The sequence below is a fragment of the Kitasatospora sp. NPDC058965 genome (genome assembly GCF_042741245.1).
Taxonomy (GTDB): Bacteria; Actinomycetota; Actinomycetes; order Streptomycetales; family Streptomycetaceae; genus Kitasatospora.
Genome location: NZ_JBHYKG010000201.1, coordinates 1 through 15,573, shown reverse-complemented (window position 1 = coordinate 15,573; position 15,573 = coordinate 1). Strand labels below are relative to the sequence as shown.

Here is a 15,573-nt window from a genome sequence, read left to right as displayed (position 1 = left end):
CCGCACGGTCGGCGGGGCCCCGGTCTCACCGCCGCTCGCGGGCCGGGGCGGTCGAGCCGCGCACCACCAGCTCGGGCTCGAAGAGCAACTCGTCGTGCGTCACCCGGACGCCGGAGATCTCGCCCGCCAGCAGGTCCACCACGGCCCGGCCCATCGCGTCGATCGGCTGGCGCACCGTGGTCAGCGGCGGGTCGGTGCACATCATGAACGAGGAGTCGTCGTAGCCGACCACTGACACGTCCTCCGGCACCGAGAGGCCGGCCCGGCGCACCGCGCGCACCGCGCCGAGGGCCAGCGGGTCGCTGGCGCAGATCAGGCCGGTCACGCCCTGGCGCAGCAGCCGGGCGGTCGCGGCCTGCCCGCCCTCCAGGCCGAACAGCGCCCGCTCGATGTGCTGGTCGGGCAGGTCGAGGCCGTACCGCGCCATGGCGACCCGGGCGGCGTCCAGCTTGCGCTGGGAGGGGACGTGGTCGGACGGGCCGAGCACCAGGCCGATCCTGGTGTGCCCCAACTGCCGCAGGTGGCCCAGGGCCTGCTCGGTGGCGACGGCGTCGTCGCAGGAGACCTGGCAGAAGTCCAGGTCGTCGATGGCGGCGTTGAGCAGCACGGTGGGCAGGCCGCGCTCGGCCAGCCGTGCGTAGTGCTCGTGCGGGGCGTCGGCCTGGGCGTACAGGCCGCCGAAGAAGACCACCCCGGAGACCTGCTGCGCGAGCAGGAAGTCGACGTAGTCCGCCTCGGAGACGCCGCCCGCGGTCTGCGTGCACAGGACCGGGGTGAGGCCCTGGCCGGCGAGTGCGCCGCCGACCGCCTCGGCGAACGCCGGGAAGATCGGATTGCTCAGCTCGGGCAGGACCAGCCCCACCAGTCGGGCGCGTTCGCCGCGCAGCTGGGTGGGTCGTTCGTACCCGAGCACGTCCAGTGCGGTGAGCACTGCTTCTCTGGTCGATTCGGAGACGCCCGGCTTCTCGTTCAGCACCCGGCTGACGGTTGCCTCGCTCACCCCGACCTTCTTGGCCACCTCGGCAAGTCGTCGTGTCATGGCAGGAGTGTACGCCTATTGGCGCAAAGATTTGCGTCCTGTTGCAAACTCGCGCCGAGAGCTGGCGCGGCGCTTGCGTTTGACGCGACGTCGACAGCGGGCCCCGTCGGCCGCCGACGGGCAGGTCCGGCGGGTGTCGTGGGGTGTCCGCCGCCCCGGGGATTCGGCCCCAGTTCTACGTCTGACCAGCGGTGATGGCGCGGGGTGGCGCGACGCCGGCCGGGTCCGGGCGCCGGGGTCGCGGGCCGCTTCGGAGGCGATGTCTTCTTGCGCAAGATCACCGAGTTCTTGCCTTCGTGGTCGCCCGGACCGGCCGGTGCCCTGTCCGCGCGCTGGAAGTCCGCGGAAAGGGCTGCTGGCCAGCGCGATTGAGGCGGTCCAGCAGACCCGGACCCTGCGGGAACGGCCGTGCTTCGGACGGGTTGACTGCCACTCAGCTCCTGATGCGGCCTCACCGCCAGAGCCTTGCTCGGGTAATTGCAGCCATCTGCCAGGATCTAACAATCTTGTCCAAACATATTGCGGACAGATGAGCGGCACGTTACGTTCCTGGCGCACAGGCAACGAGCTGCGCTCCGCCCTGTCCGTCCCGTCCCGCCGGGGGAGCCGTCAATTCGGCGCCCTCCCCTGCACCGTGACGTGGCGTCAGGTCGCGCCCGGCACCCCCACCGTTTCCGGCCCTAAGGAACGAGATGTCCACAATGAGACGCAGACTCGGACGCGGCTTGGCCGCAGCGACCTGCACGGCGCTGCTGGCCGGTGCGGCCGCGCTGGCGCCGGCGGCCCTGCCGGCGTTCGCCGCGACGCCGCAGGCGACCGGCGGCAGCGGCGCGAGCCTGCCGTACACGGAGGTCCAGGCGGAGAACTCCGCCACCAACGGCACCGTGATCGGCCCGGACTACACCCAGGGGCACCTGGCCGACGAGGCGTCGGGCCGCAAGGCCGTCACGCTGGCCGGCAACGGGAGCGGACAGTACGTCACCTTCACCACGCCGGTGGCCACCAACTCGATCGACTTCCGCTACTCGATCCCGGACACCTCCGACGGATCGGTGTACTCGGCCCCGCTGTCGCTCTACGTCAACGGCGTCAAGCAGAGCGACTTCTCGCTCACCAACGCCTACAGCTGGTACTACGGCAGCTACCCCTTCACCAACACCCCGGGCAGCAACCAGCACCACTTCTTCGACGAGACCCACCGCCTGTTCTCGCAGACCTATCCCGCCGGGACCACCTTCACCCTGAAGGCCGACTCCGGTGACAACGCCTCCTCCTACACGCTGGACTTCGCGGACTTCGAGAACGTCGGCCCGGCCGCCTCGCAGCCGGCCGGCTCGGTCTCGGTCACCAGCAAGGGCGCCGACGCGACCGGCGCGGGCGACTCGACCGCCGCCTTCAACGCCGCGATCGCCGCGGCCGGCGCCGGCGGCACGGTGTGGATCCCGCCGGGCACCTACAACGTCCCGGGCCACATCGCCGTCAACAACGTCACCGTCGCGGGCGCCGGCATGTGGTACTCGACCGTCACCGGTGCGGCCCCGGGCTTCTACGGCAACTCCGCGCCCAGCCCGAGCACCAACGTGCACCTGCACGACTTCGCGATCTTCGGCAACGTCCAGGAGCGCAATGACAGCGCCCAGGTCAACGGCATCGGCGGCGCGCTGTCCAGCTCGACCGTGTCGAACCTGTGGATCGAGCACGACAAGGTCGGCGCCTGGATGGACGGGCCGATGGACTCGCTGACCTTCTCGGGCATGCGGATCCGCGACACCACCGCCGACGGCATCAACTTCCACGGCGGCGTCACCAACTCCAAGGTGACCAACAGCGACCTGCGCAACACCGGTGACGACGGCATCGCCACCTGGGCCGACTCCGGCCTCGGCGCGGACGCCAACGACACCATCTCGAACAACACCGTGCAGCTGCAGATCCTGGCCAACGGCATCGCGATCTACGGCGGCCACGACAACACCGTGACCGGCAACCTGGTGGTGGACAGCGGCATCGCCCAGGGCGGCGGCATCCACGTCGGCCAGCGGTTCACCTCCACCCCGGTCGGCACCACCACGATCTCGAACAACACGCTGATCCGGGACGGCGACCTCGACCCGAACTGGCAGTTCGGGGTCGGCGCGCTCTGGTTCGACGGCTCGCAGGGCGCCATCACCGGCCCGATCAACGTCAGCAACGCGCTGATCGAGCAGAGCCCGTTCGAGGGCGTGCAGTGGGTCGAGGGCACCGTCAGCGGCGTCAACCTCAACACCGTGACCATCGCCGGCACCGGCACCTTCGCGCTCCAGGAGCAGACCGGCGGCGCCGCGACCTTCACCAACGTCACCGCGACCGGCGTCAACGGGCCGGCCGCCGTGTACAACTGCGAGGGCGGCAACTTCGCCGTCACCGACGGCGGCGGCAACTCCGGGATCTCCGGCACCCCGTACTGCGGGGCCATGCCCACCCCGGTCTACCCGCCGTACCCGGCGAGCGGCGTGACCGTCTCCCCGACCGGGCTCTCCTTCGGCTCGGTGGCGACCGGCGCGACCGGCGCGGCCCAGACGGTGACCGTCTCCAACCCGACCTCGGCCGCGGCCGCCGTCTCCGGGATCTCCACCACCGGCGACTTCGCGCAGACCAACACCTGCGGCAGCAGCATCGCCGCCGGCGGCTCCTGCACCGTGAGCGTCACCTTCAGCCCCACCGCCACCGGCAGCCGCACCGGCAGCCTGACGGTCAACGCCGGCGGCATCACCAACACCGTGGCCCTGTCCGGCACCGGCACCGCCCCCGGCCCGGTGCTCGGCACCGCGCCCGGCAGCCTGAGCTTCGCCGGCACGGTGGTCGGCACCGCCGCGGCGGGCCAGACCGTCACGCTCACCAACTCCGGCACCAGCGCCGCCACCATCAGCTCGGTGGCGACCAGCGGTGACTTCAGCCAGACCAACACCTGCGGCTCGCTCGCGGTCGGCGCCTCCTGCACCGTCAACGTCGGCTTCACCCCGACCGCGGCCGGCTCCCGCACCGGGACCCTGACCGTCACCAGCAACGCCAACAACAGCCCGACCACCGTCGCCCTGACCGGCACCGGCATCGACAGCAGCACCGACCTGGCCGTCGGCCAGCCCGCCTCCGCCAGCTCCAGCAACGGCTCCTACACCCCGGCCAACCTGACCGACACCGACCCCAGCACCTACTGGGAGAGCGCCAACGGCAGCTTCCCGCAGTGGGCGCAGGTCGACCTCGGCCAGAACCGGAGCATCGGCAAGGTCGCGCTGCGGCTGCCCCCCGCCACCGCCTGGGCCGCCCGCACCGAGACGCTCTCCGTGCTCGGCTCCACCGACGGCACCAACTTCACCACCATCGTCGGCTCCACCGGCTACACCTTCGACCCGAACAGCAACAACAACACCGTCACCATCCCGTTCGGCGCCACCACCGCCCGGTACGTGCGGGTGAACGTCACCGCCAACTCCGGCTGGAGCGCCGCCCAGCTCTCCGACTTCGCGGTCTACCCCGCGGGCGGCGGCGGCTCCTCCGCGGCGACGCTGTCGGTCGCCCCGACCTCGCTGGGCTTCGCCGGCCGGGCCACCGGCACGACCAGCCCCGCGCAGTCGGTCACCGTCACCAACACCGGCACGGCCGCGGCCGCCGTCTCCGGGATCTCCACCACCGGTGACTTCGCGCAGACCAACACCTGCGGCAGCAGCATCGCGGCGGGCGCCTCCTGCACCGTCGGCGTGACCTTCACCCCGACCGCCGCCGGCACCCGCACCGGCAGCCTGACCATCAACAGCAACGCCTCCAACGGAGCGGTCTCGGTCGCCCTGACCGGCACCGGCACCAGCACCACGCCGACCAACCTGGCGCTGAACAAGGCGACCAGCGAGTCCAGCCACAACCAGACCTACAGCTCGGCCAACGTCACCGACGGCAACCAGGCCAGCTACTGGGAGAGCGCCAACAACGCCCTGCCGCAGTGGGTCCAGGTCGACCTCGGCTCCGCGCAGAGCGTCGGCCGGGTCGTGCTGACCCTGCCCGCCAGCACCTCCTGGGCCGCCCGCACCCAGACCCTCTCGCTGCTCGGCTCCACCGACGGCAGCACCTTCAGCACCGTGGTCGCCTCGGCCACCTACACCTTCGACCCGAACAGCAACAGCAACACCGTCACCATCACCTTCCCCGCCACCACCCAGCGCTACCTGCGCGCCACCATCACCGCCAACAGCGGCTGGCCGGCCGGACAGCTCTCCGAGTTCCAGATCTTCAACAGCTGACCGGTCGACCACCTGACCGGACGGTGCCGCCGCGGGAGCCTCCCGCGGCGGCACCGTCGCGTTCCGCCCACCTGTGAGAGGCTGCCGGTCGGTGGGAGACGGGTGCGACAACGGGGGCGGGACGATGACCGGCGGGTTCGCGGGTGCGGGGCTGACTGCGGTGGAGACGGCCGGCCACCTGCTGGCGAGGATCAGGCAGGGCAACGCCTACGCCCGGACCAGGAAGAAGCGCTTCCGGCTCGCCTCCTCGGCCCTGCGGCTGCTCACCCTCACCCTGTCTGCCGCCTCCACCGTCATCCTCGGCCTGCAGAACCTGAGCTTCTGGGCCGGCCTGGCCTTCGCCCTGGTGGCCGTGGTCACCCTGCTGGGCGCCGTCGAGTCCTTCTTCAACTGGCGCTCCCGCTGGATCCTGCTGGAGGAGACCCAGTACCGCTTCCGCCGCCTCGCCGACGACCTGGAGTACCTCGTCGCCAGCACCCCGGCCGACGCCCTGACGCACGCCCAGCTCAAGCCGCTCTTCGACGAGTACCAGGCCGTGTGGGCGCAGCTCGGCGAACGCTGGCTGGCGGAGCGCCGGTCGGTGGCCGGGCAGTAGCCGGGTCCGGATCCGGTAGCAGCTGGGTGACGAAGTCGCCACACAGTCCTGCTGGTTGTCGATGGAGGCCGTACGCTACCGAGCTGCGGAGGCAGGTCGGGGACGGCCGGATCGGGTCGTGCGAGTCCTGCCCGGGCACGGAGCCGGGGGTGGCAGATGGTCCAGAGCGCGCCGTCAGGTGCTGGTCCGTGGACGTGGCACCACGAGGACGCCGAGGACAGCTACGAGGAGGCCCTGACGCTCTGCCTGGCCGAGGCGGAGATCAACCAGCACTTCGGTCAGCGCGGTGTCGACGAGCAGCGGGTGAAGGAGGCTGCGCGGGCAGCCGCATTCGTCGGTCAGGCGCTGCGGACCACGCAACGCGAATACCTGGCCTACCGGCGCTCGCTGAGCCAGCTCCAGCGGGTGGGGCTGCGCCTGGCGGCGGCGAGAGCTGCGCGTGTGGTCGACACTCGGATCCGGGTCGGCGTCGGGTTGCTCGCCGGCGTGCCAGTGTGGTTGATCACGAACCTCTGCCTGCACGGGCGCCTGTCGAACCTGCCGCTCGCCGTCTTCGCGGCCGGCGCCCTGGTGAGCTTCGCTTCGTGCCGGTGGGACCCCGGGGCACGCCGCCACTGGGATTCCGTGGCCGCCTGGTGCCACGCATGGTCCGCGCACCACGCTTGCGTCGGGCGGTTGCAGGCCCGGCGCAGGTCCTGGAGCCACGCGTTGACCGAGCAGGCCATGATGCCGCAGCTCCGGGTCCTGGTGAGCCAGTTCCTCGGCCCGGACCAGGAGTCGCTGTTGCTGGTCGGGGGACACGACGGGCTGCGGGACGCGCAGAACCCGAAGTACGTGGTCAGTAGCACCGCAGAGCGGCTGTTGCGGCAGAAGATGGACCAGCTCGACGGGGGCACGATCGCGGTCTGCGGACCGAGGGGCGCCGGCAAGTCCACGCTGCTCCGCTCCTGTTCGTCCCGTCCCGGCGCAGGGCTGGACCTGGACGTCTTCGTCCAGGCGCCGGCGGACTACACCCCGCAGGACTTCCTCCTCACCCTGTTCGGGCGCGTCTGCGAGCGATACCTGGAGATCTACGGGGAGTCCTCCGACGCCGACGTGTTCGCCGTGGCCGCTCGGAGGCGACGCTTCTGGGCCGGGCTGGGCCGGGCCGTCAGGTGGGTCGCCGTTCTGGTGGTGGCCGTGGCGCTGCTCGTCGCCGGCCTGTGGCACCCGTCCCTGTGGGTGTACACCCACGACGTCAAGCCCCGGGTGGTCGACCACGTCGACTCCTGGTGGACCGGCACCGAGCACTGGGCGCTGGCATTCTGGCGGACCCGCCCGTTGCCCGCAGGAGTGCTGCTGGTGGCGACCGGTCTCGCGGTGGCGTCGTACCTCGAGCGCGCTCCCAAGGGCCCGCCCGGCCTCGCCCTGCGCTGCCAGCGGTACCTCTACCGCCTGCGGACGGTGCAGAACTCCAGCACGTCGGTGAACCTGGGCTTCACCGGTGTGCAGGCCCTCACCCTGGGCGGGTCCAGGAGCACCTCGATCGGCTCGCGGCCGCTGACCTACCCCGAACTCGTCTCCGAGTTCCGCGACCTGCTGACCGACATCGCCCGCCGTCACGAGAGCCTGGACGGCGCCCGGGTGGTGATCGCCATCGACGAGCTGGACCGGGTGGGCGACACCAAGCAGGCGCGCAAGTTCCTCGGCGAGATCAAGGCCGTGTTCGGGATCCACAACGTCTACTACCTCATCTCCGTCGCGGAGGACCTCGGCGCGGCGTTCGTCCGCAGGGGACTGCCGCACCGCGACGTCACGGACAGCTCCCTGGACGACCTGCTCCACGTCCCGCCCCGCACACCGGCGGAGTCGAAGGAACTGCTGGCGCTGCGGGCACCCAGCCTCACCCTCCCGTTCGTCCAGCTCCTGCACGCCCTGGCCGGCGGCCTCCCCAGGGACCTGATCCGCTACGCCCGCCGCCTGGTCGAGGTGCACCACTGGACCGAGCGCTCCGAGCGCACGGACCTGGCGCCCGCCATGATCTGCGAGGAACTCAGCGACACCCTGGAAGGGTTCCGGACCCTGATGGCCGGTCAGGAGTGGAGTGCGGCCGGCGGACGCCTGCTGCTCGGGCTCCAGACCCTGATCCAGCAGCTGCGCACCCCCGCGGAGCGGAACAGCCCCGACACCCGAGCACGGATCCGGGAGCTGGCCGACAACCCGAACGCCCTGCTGCCGGGGTCAGCCGGTGCGCCGGACGGGGAGGGCGGCCTCTCCGGGGAGGCGCTGACGTTGTGGCGGGAGGCATCGGCCTGCGCCTACTTCTCGCTGACCCTGCTGGAGGTCTTCGGCGCCCCGGACTTCGAGAGCCGCCGTGCCCTGGCCGCCCTCAAGGGCCGTGACGGCGAGCCGCAGCGCCTGGCGGAGGCCCGGCTCGAACTCGCGGTCTCCCCGCACAGCACCCGGATCATGCTCGACGACATCCGCCTCGCCTGGGAGCTGCCGCTCCGGCTGCCGTGAGTGCCGCGCCGTCGCGACGTGGGGCCGGGGCCGGGGCCGGCCGCCGCAGCCTCCTGCTCCGCGGCCTACCACTTCCCGGCTTACTGCTCCCCGGCCTCCTGATCCCCGGCCGGGAGTTGGTCGCGGCGGCGGGTCAGGTAGGCGGTTTCGGCGGTGTTGCCCGCGAGGGCGATGGCTCGGTCGTAGGCGGCGCGGGCCTCCTGGGGGCGGTTCAGGCGGCGGAGCAGGTCGGCGCGGGTCGCGTGGTACGGGTGGTAGCCGGCCAGCTGGTCGCCGAGGCGGTCGACGGTGGCCAGGGCCAGTTGCGGGCCGTCGAGTTCGGCGACGGCCACGGCCCGGTTGAGGGCGACCACGGGGGAGGGGTCCAGGCGGACCAGCCGGTCGTAGAGGGCGACGATCTGGGACCAGTCGGTGGCGGCCAGGTCGGGGGCGTAGGTGTGGACGGCGTTGATCGCCGCCAGCAGTTGGTAGCGGCCCGGTGCGACCCCGGTGGCCAGCCGCTCGCGGACCAACCGGTGGCCCTCGGCGATCAGTGCCGCGTCCCAGGCCCCGCGGTCCTGGTCGCGCAGGGCGACCAGTTCGCCGTCCGGCGAGACCCGGGCGGTCCGGCGGGCCTCGGTGAGGAGCATCAGCGCCAGCAGGCCGGCCGTCTCGCCGTCCTGCGGCAGCAGCGCGCGGACCAGTCGGGCGAGCCGGACCGCCTCGGCGGTCAGGTCCTGGCGGACCGGATCGGTGTCGGGGCCGCTCGCCAGGTAGCCCTCGTTGAAGACCAGGTAGAGCACGGCGAGGACGCCGGACACCCGGGTCGGCAGGTCCGCCGCGGACGGGACCCGGTAGGGGATCCGGGCCGCCTTGATCTTCGCCTTCGCCCGGGTGATCCGCTGGCCCATCGCGCTCTCCCGGACCAGGAAGGCGCGGGCGATCTCGGCCACGGTCAGCCCGCCGACCAGCCGCAGCGTCAGCGCCACCCGGGCCTCCATCGCGAGGGCGGGGTGGCAGCAGGTGAAGATCAGCCGCAGCCGCTCGTCCTCGACGGGGCCGGGCGGATCGGACGGCTCGGGCGGTTCGGCGTACGACATCTGGGCCTCCAGCTGCTTCGCGTCGCGCTTGGCCTCGCGCCGGACCCGGTCGAGCGCCTTGCGGTGGGCGGTGGTGGTCAGCCAGCCGCCGGGGTTGGGCGGCACGCCGTCGGCCGGCCACCGCTCGACGGCGGTCGCGAACGCCTCGGCCGCCGCGTCCTCGGCGAGGTCGAGGTCGCCGAAGCGCTTGGCCAGCGCGGCGACCACGCGCGCCCACTCCTGCTGGTGGGCGCGCGTGATCGCCGCTCGGACGTCGGTCGGGTTCACAGGATCGGACGGACCTCGATCTTCCGGTGGCAGGCCTTGGACCCCTCGGCCGCCAGCGCCAGCGCCACGTCCAGGTCGGGGGCCTCGATGATCCAGAAGCCGACGAGGTACTCCTTGGTCTCCACGAACGGACCGTCGGTCACGACCGCCTGCGCTCCCCGGTTGTCGACCACCGTGGCGTTGTCGGTCGTCCCGAGGCCGCCGGCGAACACCCAGTGGCCCTCGGCCTGGAGCTTGGCGTTGAACACGTCGATCGCGGCCATCTCCTCGTCGGTGCCGGGGGTGCCGCTGTCGTGGATCACGGAAACCAGGTACTGCATCGCGGGTCATCTCCTACGGTCCGGGGACACCCTGCACGGGCGGCCGCTCACCCCTTCTACGAACACCCCCGCCCGGATCCGACACCGCGGGACGGACGTGTTCGCGGATTCTCCGGCCCGCCCGTGGCGAGCCGTCCGGCACCGACGGTATCCCGCCCGGCCCGCGAACCCGGTCAGCGCGGGCGGCCGCACGATCGGCGGGGCCGATCAGCAGGGCCGGATCCGGGCCCCGCCGCGCCGTCGCCGAGCGACCGGGGGCGCCCCCTCCGGCGCCACGCACCGGGTGGAGCGGTCTCGATTGCTGCCCACCACCCGCCGGACTACGGTGAGGGCGACAGGGCAGGTGATCGTCTTGGCCGACGGATTCGACCGTTCCGACGACCCGGCGGGAGCGTTCCGGTTCGTCGGCCGGGCGCGGGAGCTGGACCTGCTGCTGGCGGCCGCCCGGCACGCGCCCGCGGTGGTGCTGGTCGAGGGGGAGGCGGGGATCGGGAAGTCCCGGCTGGTCCGGGAGGCTGCGGCGGTGCTGGCCCGGGAGGGCCGGTGCGTGCTCACCGGCTACTGCCACCCGCTGCGCGAGCCACTGCCGTACGGGCCGGTGGTGGGTGCCCTGCAGCAGGCCGGGGCGCGGGTGCCGGACGGTGAACTCCCCGCAGCCACCGCCGCGCTCGCCCGGCTGCTGCCCGAGTTGGCGGACCGCCTGCCGCCCGCGCCGCCGCGCCCGGCGGATCCGCAGGCGGACCGGCGGCACCTGCTGCAGGCGGTGCGGGCGTTCATGACGGCGCTGGGGCCGGCGGTGCTGATCGTCGAGGACCTGCACTGGGTGGACGAGGCGACCCGGGACCTGCTGCTGTTCCTGGCGCGTGACCTGCCGGAGCAGCTGTGCCTGGTGCTCACCTACCGGCCGGAGGACCTGCCGGTGGACACCCCGGTGCTGGGCGCGGCCTACCGCCGGCCGCCGGGCACGAGCGGGACGGTGCTGCGGCTGGGCCCGCTCGCCGAGGCCGACGTGGGGGAGCTCGCCTCGCTGGTGCTGGGCGAGCGGGCCGACGCCGCGCTGGTCGCGTCGCTGTACCGGCGCAGTGAGGGTCTGCCGCTGGTGGCGGAGGAGGACCTGATCACCCTGCGGGAGCACCGGCCCGAACCGGACCGGGGCGACGCCGCGCTGCGGCTGCGGGACGCGGACGTGCCCAACGGGTTGCGCGAGGCGGTCACGGAGCGGCTGGTGCGACTGTCCCCGGCGGCCGACGCCGTGGTCGCCGCCGCCGCGGTGCTCGCGGTACCGGCGGCGGAGCAGGTGCTGTCCGAGGTGGCCGGGCTCGGGACCGACGACGGCTCCGCGGGGCTGGTCGAGGCGCTGCAGGCCTCGATCCTGCGCGAACAGGACGACGACCGGTACGCGTTCCGGCACGTGCTGGCGCAGCAGGTCGCCTACCGGCGGCTGCCCGGGCCGACCCGCAGACGGCTGCACGCGAGCGCCGTCCAGGTCCTCGAACGGCAGGACCCGCCACCGCTGGTGCAGATCGCGCACCACACCCTGGCACTCGGCGACCGGCCGGGCTGGCTGGGCCGCGCCGAGCAGGCCGCCGACCAGGCCGTCGGGCTGGGGGACACCGGGACCGCGGCCGACCTGCTCCGCAGACTGCTCCAGGAACCGGACCTCGATCCGCCGGCCCGCTCCCGGGTGGCGCGCCAGCTCGCGCCGATCGCCGCGCACGGCGTCGACTTCGCCGCCGATGCCGAGGCGCTGCGTGCCATCATGCGCGACCGCCGGCTGCCGTCGACGACTCGCGGGGAGATCCGGTTGGCGCTCGGCATGCTGCTGCTGAACCAGGCCGCCGACCGGGCGGGCTTCGACGAGCTGGCCCGGGCGGTCGACGAGCTCGGCGACACCTCACCCGCGGCGGTACCGGCCATGGTGGCGCTGGCCCTGGACGAGTCCGCCGGCCCGGAGCGGGCCGGGAGGTGGATGGACCGGGCCGAACGTGCCGTCCGGGGGTCCGCCGACGTCGAGCTCGTGGCCCGGGTCCGGGCGAGCCACCTCACCCTGCGGGCCTCGAACGGCGACCCCGGGGTGTGGCGCGCGGTCGAGGAGCTGCCGCGGCACGGGCAGGACGTCATGGTGCTGCGTCAGACGGCCCGCGCGCTGTTCAACACCGGTGACTGCGCCATCGACCTCGGCGAGGACCGCCGCGCCGGGGCGCTCGTCGCGGAGAGCCGCGACCTGGGGCGCGCGCACGATTACGCGATCCTGTTGCTCAACGCCGAGGTGGACCTGCTGCGGCTGGATGCCCTGGCCGGTCGCTGGGACCACTTGGCGGAGCGCTTCGCGACCCTGGCGGCCGCGCACCCCGACACCCCCGTCGTCCGCGTCGAGCAGGGCATCTTCCTGGGCCTGCACGCGCTGGCGCAGGGGCGCAGCGAGGAAGCCGTCGAGCACTTCGCCCGGGCGGCGACCGACAGCGCGGGCCAGCTGGCGCTGAGCGTGGCGACCCGGACCTCCACCGGCACCGCCGCGGTCCGGCTGGCGCAGGGGGAGCCCCACGAGGCCTGGGCGGTGGCCCGGCACGCGCTCGCGGTGGTGCGCCGCGCCGAGCGGTGGCCGAAGGCGGCCGGCCTGCTGCCCGTGGCGGTGGCGGCGGCCCTGGGGTGCGGTGAGCGCGGCGCGGCCGAAGAGCTGGTCAGGGAGGCGGACCTGGGGGTCCGGGGCCGCTGCGCCCCGGCGGCCGGTGCGGCGCTGAGTTCGGCCCGCGGGCTCCTCGCGGAGGGCTCGGCCCCGGAGGAGGCAGCCGGAGAGTTCGCCGCGTCCTACCGGATCTGGCAGCGGACGGGCCGGCCGTACCACGCGGCCCGGTCCGCGGAGCTGCTGGCCCGGTCCCTGGCCCGGGTGCGACCCGCGGAGGCCACCGAGGCACTGGCCCGGGCAACCGCCGTCTACACCGAGCTCGACGCGACCGCCGACCTCGCCCGCGCGCGGCAGCTCGAGCAGGTCTCGGGACTGGCCTTGCCGGTGAAGCCGGGTCGGCGCGGCTACGGCAACCGGCTGTCGCCGCGCGAGCGCGAGGTGGCCGAGCTGCTCACCCGTCGCGCCACCAACCAGGAGATCGCCACTGCCCTGTTCCTCTCCCCCCGGACCGTGGAGCACCACGTCGCCAACGTCCTCAAGAAGCTCGGGACCTCGCGCGGCGGCGTCGCCACCGCACTGCGCGAGACCGCGCCGGCGGACTGAACGGGTGTCCGCGGTCGCCGTCTCCGGCGGGGCCTCTTCCACAGCTGACCGTCCGTCGGCCAGTCAGCCAGTCGATTGGCCCGGCGCCCGCCGGATCAGGCCCACAGCCGCGCCGGGTCGTCCAGGATCCGGCGGACCGTCAGCAGCGCGGCGCCCACCACCGGACCGCGCCGGCCCAGGCGCGAGGCGGCGAGCCAGTCGGGCGCCCAGGGCCGGACGGTGACCCGGGCGGCCAGCTCGGCGCGCATCGGCGGCAGCAGCCAGTCGGCCAGCTCGGCGTAGGCCCCGCCGAGCAGCAGGGCGGCGGGGTCGACCAGATTGACGGCGCCGGCCAGCGCGATGCCCAGGGCGGTGCCGGCCTGGTCGAGCGCGCGCAGCGCGGGGGCGTCACCGGCCCGGGCCCGGTCGGCCAGCACCACGACGGGGTCGGGGGTGTCGGCGGCCAGGCCGGCCGCCCGCAGCACGGCCGGCTCGCCGGCGTACTGCTCCAGGCAGCCGCGCGCCCCGCAGCGGCAGCGCGGGCCGTCCGGGTGCACCGGCACGTGGCCGAGCTCGCCGGCGTAGCCGCGGGCGCCGCGGAACAGGCTGCCGTCGACGACCAGCGCGGCGCCGATGCCGGCCTCGGCGGAGAGGTGGACGAAGGTGTCGGCCGCGCCCTGCTGCCAGAGTTCGGCGAGCGCGCCGAGGTTGGCCTCGTTCTCCGCCTCGGGCAGGGTCTGCGCCCGTGGCCAGTGCTCGGCCAGGTCGACCCGGTGCCAGCCGAGGTTGGGCGCGCTCTCCACCACCGCGCCGGGCCCGAGGCCGACCGCGCCGGGCACGGCCAGCACCCGGCCCTCGACCCGCAGGCCGACCGCGGCGGCCTGCGCCTCGACCTCGGCGGCGAGCGCGGCGGCCTCGGCGAGCACGTCGCCGACGGGCCGGCCGGCGTTGGCGGCCGCCACCCGGCGGTGGACCCGCACCTCGCCGCGCAGGTCGGCGACGCAGGCGCTCAGGTGGGTGACGCCGACCTCCAGTCCCAGGCCGGCGGGTCCCTGGTCGGTGACGGACAGGTCCCGGCCGGGCCGGCCGACCCGGCCGCTCGCGGTGGTGCTCGCGGCCTCGACCAGGACGCCGCCGCCGATCAGCTCGTCGACCAGGCTGGAGATCGCGGCCCTGGTCAGGCCGGTGCGGGCGGCGACGTCCGCGCGGGAGAGCGGGCCGTGCGCGTCGACCGTGCCGAGCACCAGCGCGAGGTTCTGGTGCCGCATCGTTTGCTGCGACGCCGGTGCCGGTACCGCAGTCGTCCCGCTCCGCACGTGTCCGCCTTCCGGGTCAGTCGGTTGCGCCGGCCTGCAGGTCGGCCGCCCGGTGCAGCGTAGCCGTGATCCGGTCCAGGGCCGCGTCGTCGCGGGGCAGCGGGTCGAGCAGCGGGCCTTCGGCGGTGCGCCAGCGCCGGGCGACGGCGTCGGCCGGCTCGCCGGTCAGCAGGGCGGCGGCCTGGGCGGCGGCCCCGAGGGCGACCAGTTGGTCGGCGTCGGGCACCCGCACCGGGCGGCCGGAGAGCCGCAGCACGGTCTGCTGCCAGGCGCGGCCGCGCGCGCCGCCGCCGATCAGCAGCAGCGGCCGGTCCGGGCCCGGCAGCTCGCCGCCGGCCCGCAGCACGGCGTCGAGCGCGGTGAGCAGGGCGTGCGCCGCGCCGTCGTAGGCGGCCTGGAGCAGTTGGCCGGGCGTGGTGTCGTGGCGCAGGCCGTGCACCAGGCCGGTGGCGGCCGGGAGGTTCGGGGTGCGCTCGCCGTCCAGGTAGGGGAGCACCACCGCGCTGCCGCCGGGTTCGACGGCCTCCCGGTCGAGGCTGAGCAGTCCGGCGATCCGGTCGACCGCCAGCGTGCAGTTGAGGGTGCAGGCGAGCGGGAGCCAGTGGCCGAGGCCGTCGGCGAACCCCGCGACGGTGCCGCTCGGGTCCGCCGGGCGGCTGCGGCCGACGGCGTAGACGGTGCCGGAGGTGCCGAGGCTGACGACGGGTTGGCCGGGCAGCAGGCCGAGGCCGATCGCGGCGGCCATGTTGTCGCCGGTGCCGGTGGCGACCGGGATGCCGGTCCGCAGCGCGGTGCCGGCCCGGACGGTACCGGCGACGGCACCGGGGGGCAGGACCTCGGGCAGCAGGGCGGGGGAGAGGCCGATCCGGTCGAGGACGGTGCGGTCGTAGCCGGCCGGGCCCCACCAGCCGGTGCCGGAGGCGTCGCCGCGGTCGGTGGCGGCGCCGCCGGTCAGCCGCTCCGTCAGGTAGTCGCC

The 15,573-nt window shown here is 74.1% G+C and carries 9 protein-coding genes; 4 read left to right on the top strand and 5 right to left on the bottom strand.

Going from position 1 to position 15,573, the window contains the following annotated elements:
* Positions 1-25: 25 nt before the first annotated feature.
* The gene (locus ACFW1A_RS27465; RefSeq protein WP_380413099.1) at positions 26-1,039 is read right to left on the bottom strand and encodes a LacI family DNA-binding transcriptional regulator; all 1,014 of its coding nucleotides are present in this window, start codon (positions 1,037-1,039) and stop codon (positions 26-28) included.
* A 725-nt stretch (positions 1,040-1,764) separates the two neighbouring features.
* On the opposite strand from ACFW1A_RS27465, the gene ACFW1A_RS27460 reads away from it, so the two are divergent.
* The 3 genes from ACFW1A_RS27460 (at position 1,765) to ACFW1A_RS27450 (ending at position 8,407) form a co-directional block, all read left to right on the top strand.
* Entirely contained in the window at positions 1,765-5,313 is a 3,549-nt protein-coding gene (locus tag ACFW1A_RS27460; RefSeq protein WP_380413097.1) for a choice-of-anchor D domain-containing protein, read from the top strand.
* A 124-nt stretch (positions 5,314-5,437) separates the two neighbouring features.
* Entirely contained in the window at positions 5,438-5,908 is a 471-nt protein-coding gene (locus ACFW1A_RS27455) for a DUF4231 domain-containing protein (protein ID WP_380413095.1), read from the top strand.
* Between the two features lie 156 nt (positions 5,909-6,064).
* Entirely contained in the window at positions 6,065-8,407 is a 2,343-nt protein-coding gene (locus ACFW1A_RS27450) for a P-loop NTPase fold protein (RefSeq protein ID WP_380413093.1), read from the top strand.
* An 80-nt stretch (positions 8,408-8,487) separates the two neighbouring features.
* On the opposite strand, the gene ACFW1A_RS27445 is transcribed toward ACFW1A_RS27450, so the two are convergent.
* On the bottom strand, positions 8,488-9,753 hold the full coding sequence (locus ACFW1A_RS27445; RefSeq protein ID WP_380413091.1) for an RNA polymerase sigma factor: 1,266 nt from the start codon (positions 9,751-9,753) through the stop codon (positions 8,488-8,490).
* Positions 9,750-10,073: a YciI family protein gene (locus ACFW1A_RS27440; protein ID WP_380413089.1), complete on the bottom strand. Its 324-nt coding sequence runs from the start codon at positions 10,071-10,073 to the stop codon at positions 9,750-9,752. The genes ACFW1A_RS27445 and ACFW1A_RS27440 overlap by 4 nt, the downstream gene beginning before the upstream one ends.
* Before the next feature lie 352 nt (positions 10,074-10,425).
* Between ACFW1A_RS27440 and ACFW1A_RS27435 the strand changes: the two genes are divergently transcribed.
* Positions 10,426-13,302, top strand: coding sequence for an ATP-binding protein (locus tag ACFW1A_RS27435; RefSeq protein ID WP_380413087.1), 2,877 nt, complete (start codon positions 10,426-10,428; stop codon positions 13,300-13,302).
* 95 nt (positions 13,303-13,397) lie between these two features.
* On the opposite strand, the gene ACFW1A_RS27430 is transcribed toward ACFW1A_RS27435, so the two are convergent.
* Entirely contained in the window at positions 13,398-14,549 is a 1,152-nt protein-coding gene (locus ACFW1A_RS27430; RefSeq protein ID WP_380413085.1) for an ROK family protein, read from the bottom strand.
* A gap of 64 nt (positions 14,550-14,613) precedes the next feature.
* The coding region (locus tag ACFW1A_RS27425) for an FGGY-family carbohydrate kinase (RefSeq protein ID WP_380413083.1) at positions 14,614-15,573 on the bottom strand (960 nt) is incomplete at its 5' end.

Coding starts and splice junctions, on each gene's coding strand:
- ACFW1A_RS27465 (WP_380413099.1), bottom strand. CDS start 1,039: ATGACACGACGACTTGCCGAGGTGGCCAAGAAGGTCGGGGTGAGCGAG.
- ACFW1A_RS27455 (WP_380413095.1), top strand. CDS start 5,438: ATGACCGGCGGGTTCGCGGGTGCGGGGCTGACTGCGGTGGAGACGGCC.
- ACFW1A_RS27450 (WP_380413093.1), top strand. CDS start 6,065: ATGGTCCAGAGCGCGCCGTCAGGTGCTGGTCCGTGGACGTGGCACCAC.
- ACFW1A_RS27440 (WP_380413089.1), bottom strand. CDS start 10,073: ATGCAGTACCTGGTTTCCGTGATCCACGACAGCGGCACCCCCGGCACC.
- ACFW1A_RS27430 (WP_380413085.1), bottom strand. CDS start 14,549: ATGCGGCACCAGAACCTCGCGCTGGTGCTCGGCACGGTCGACGCGCAC.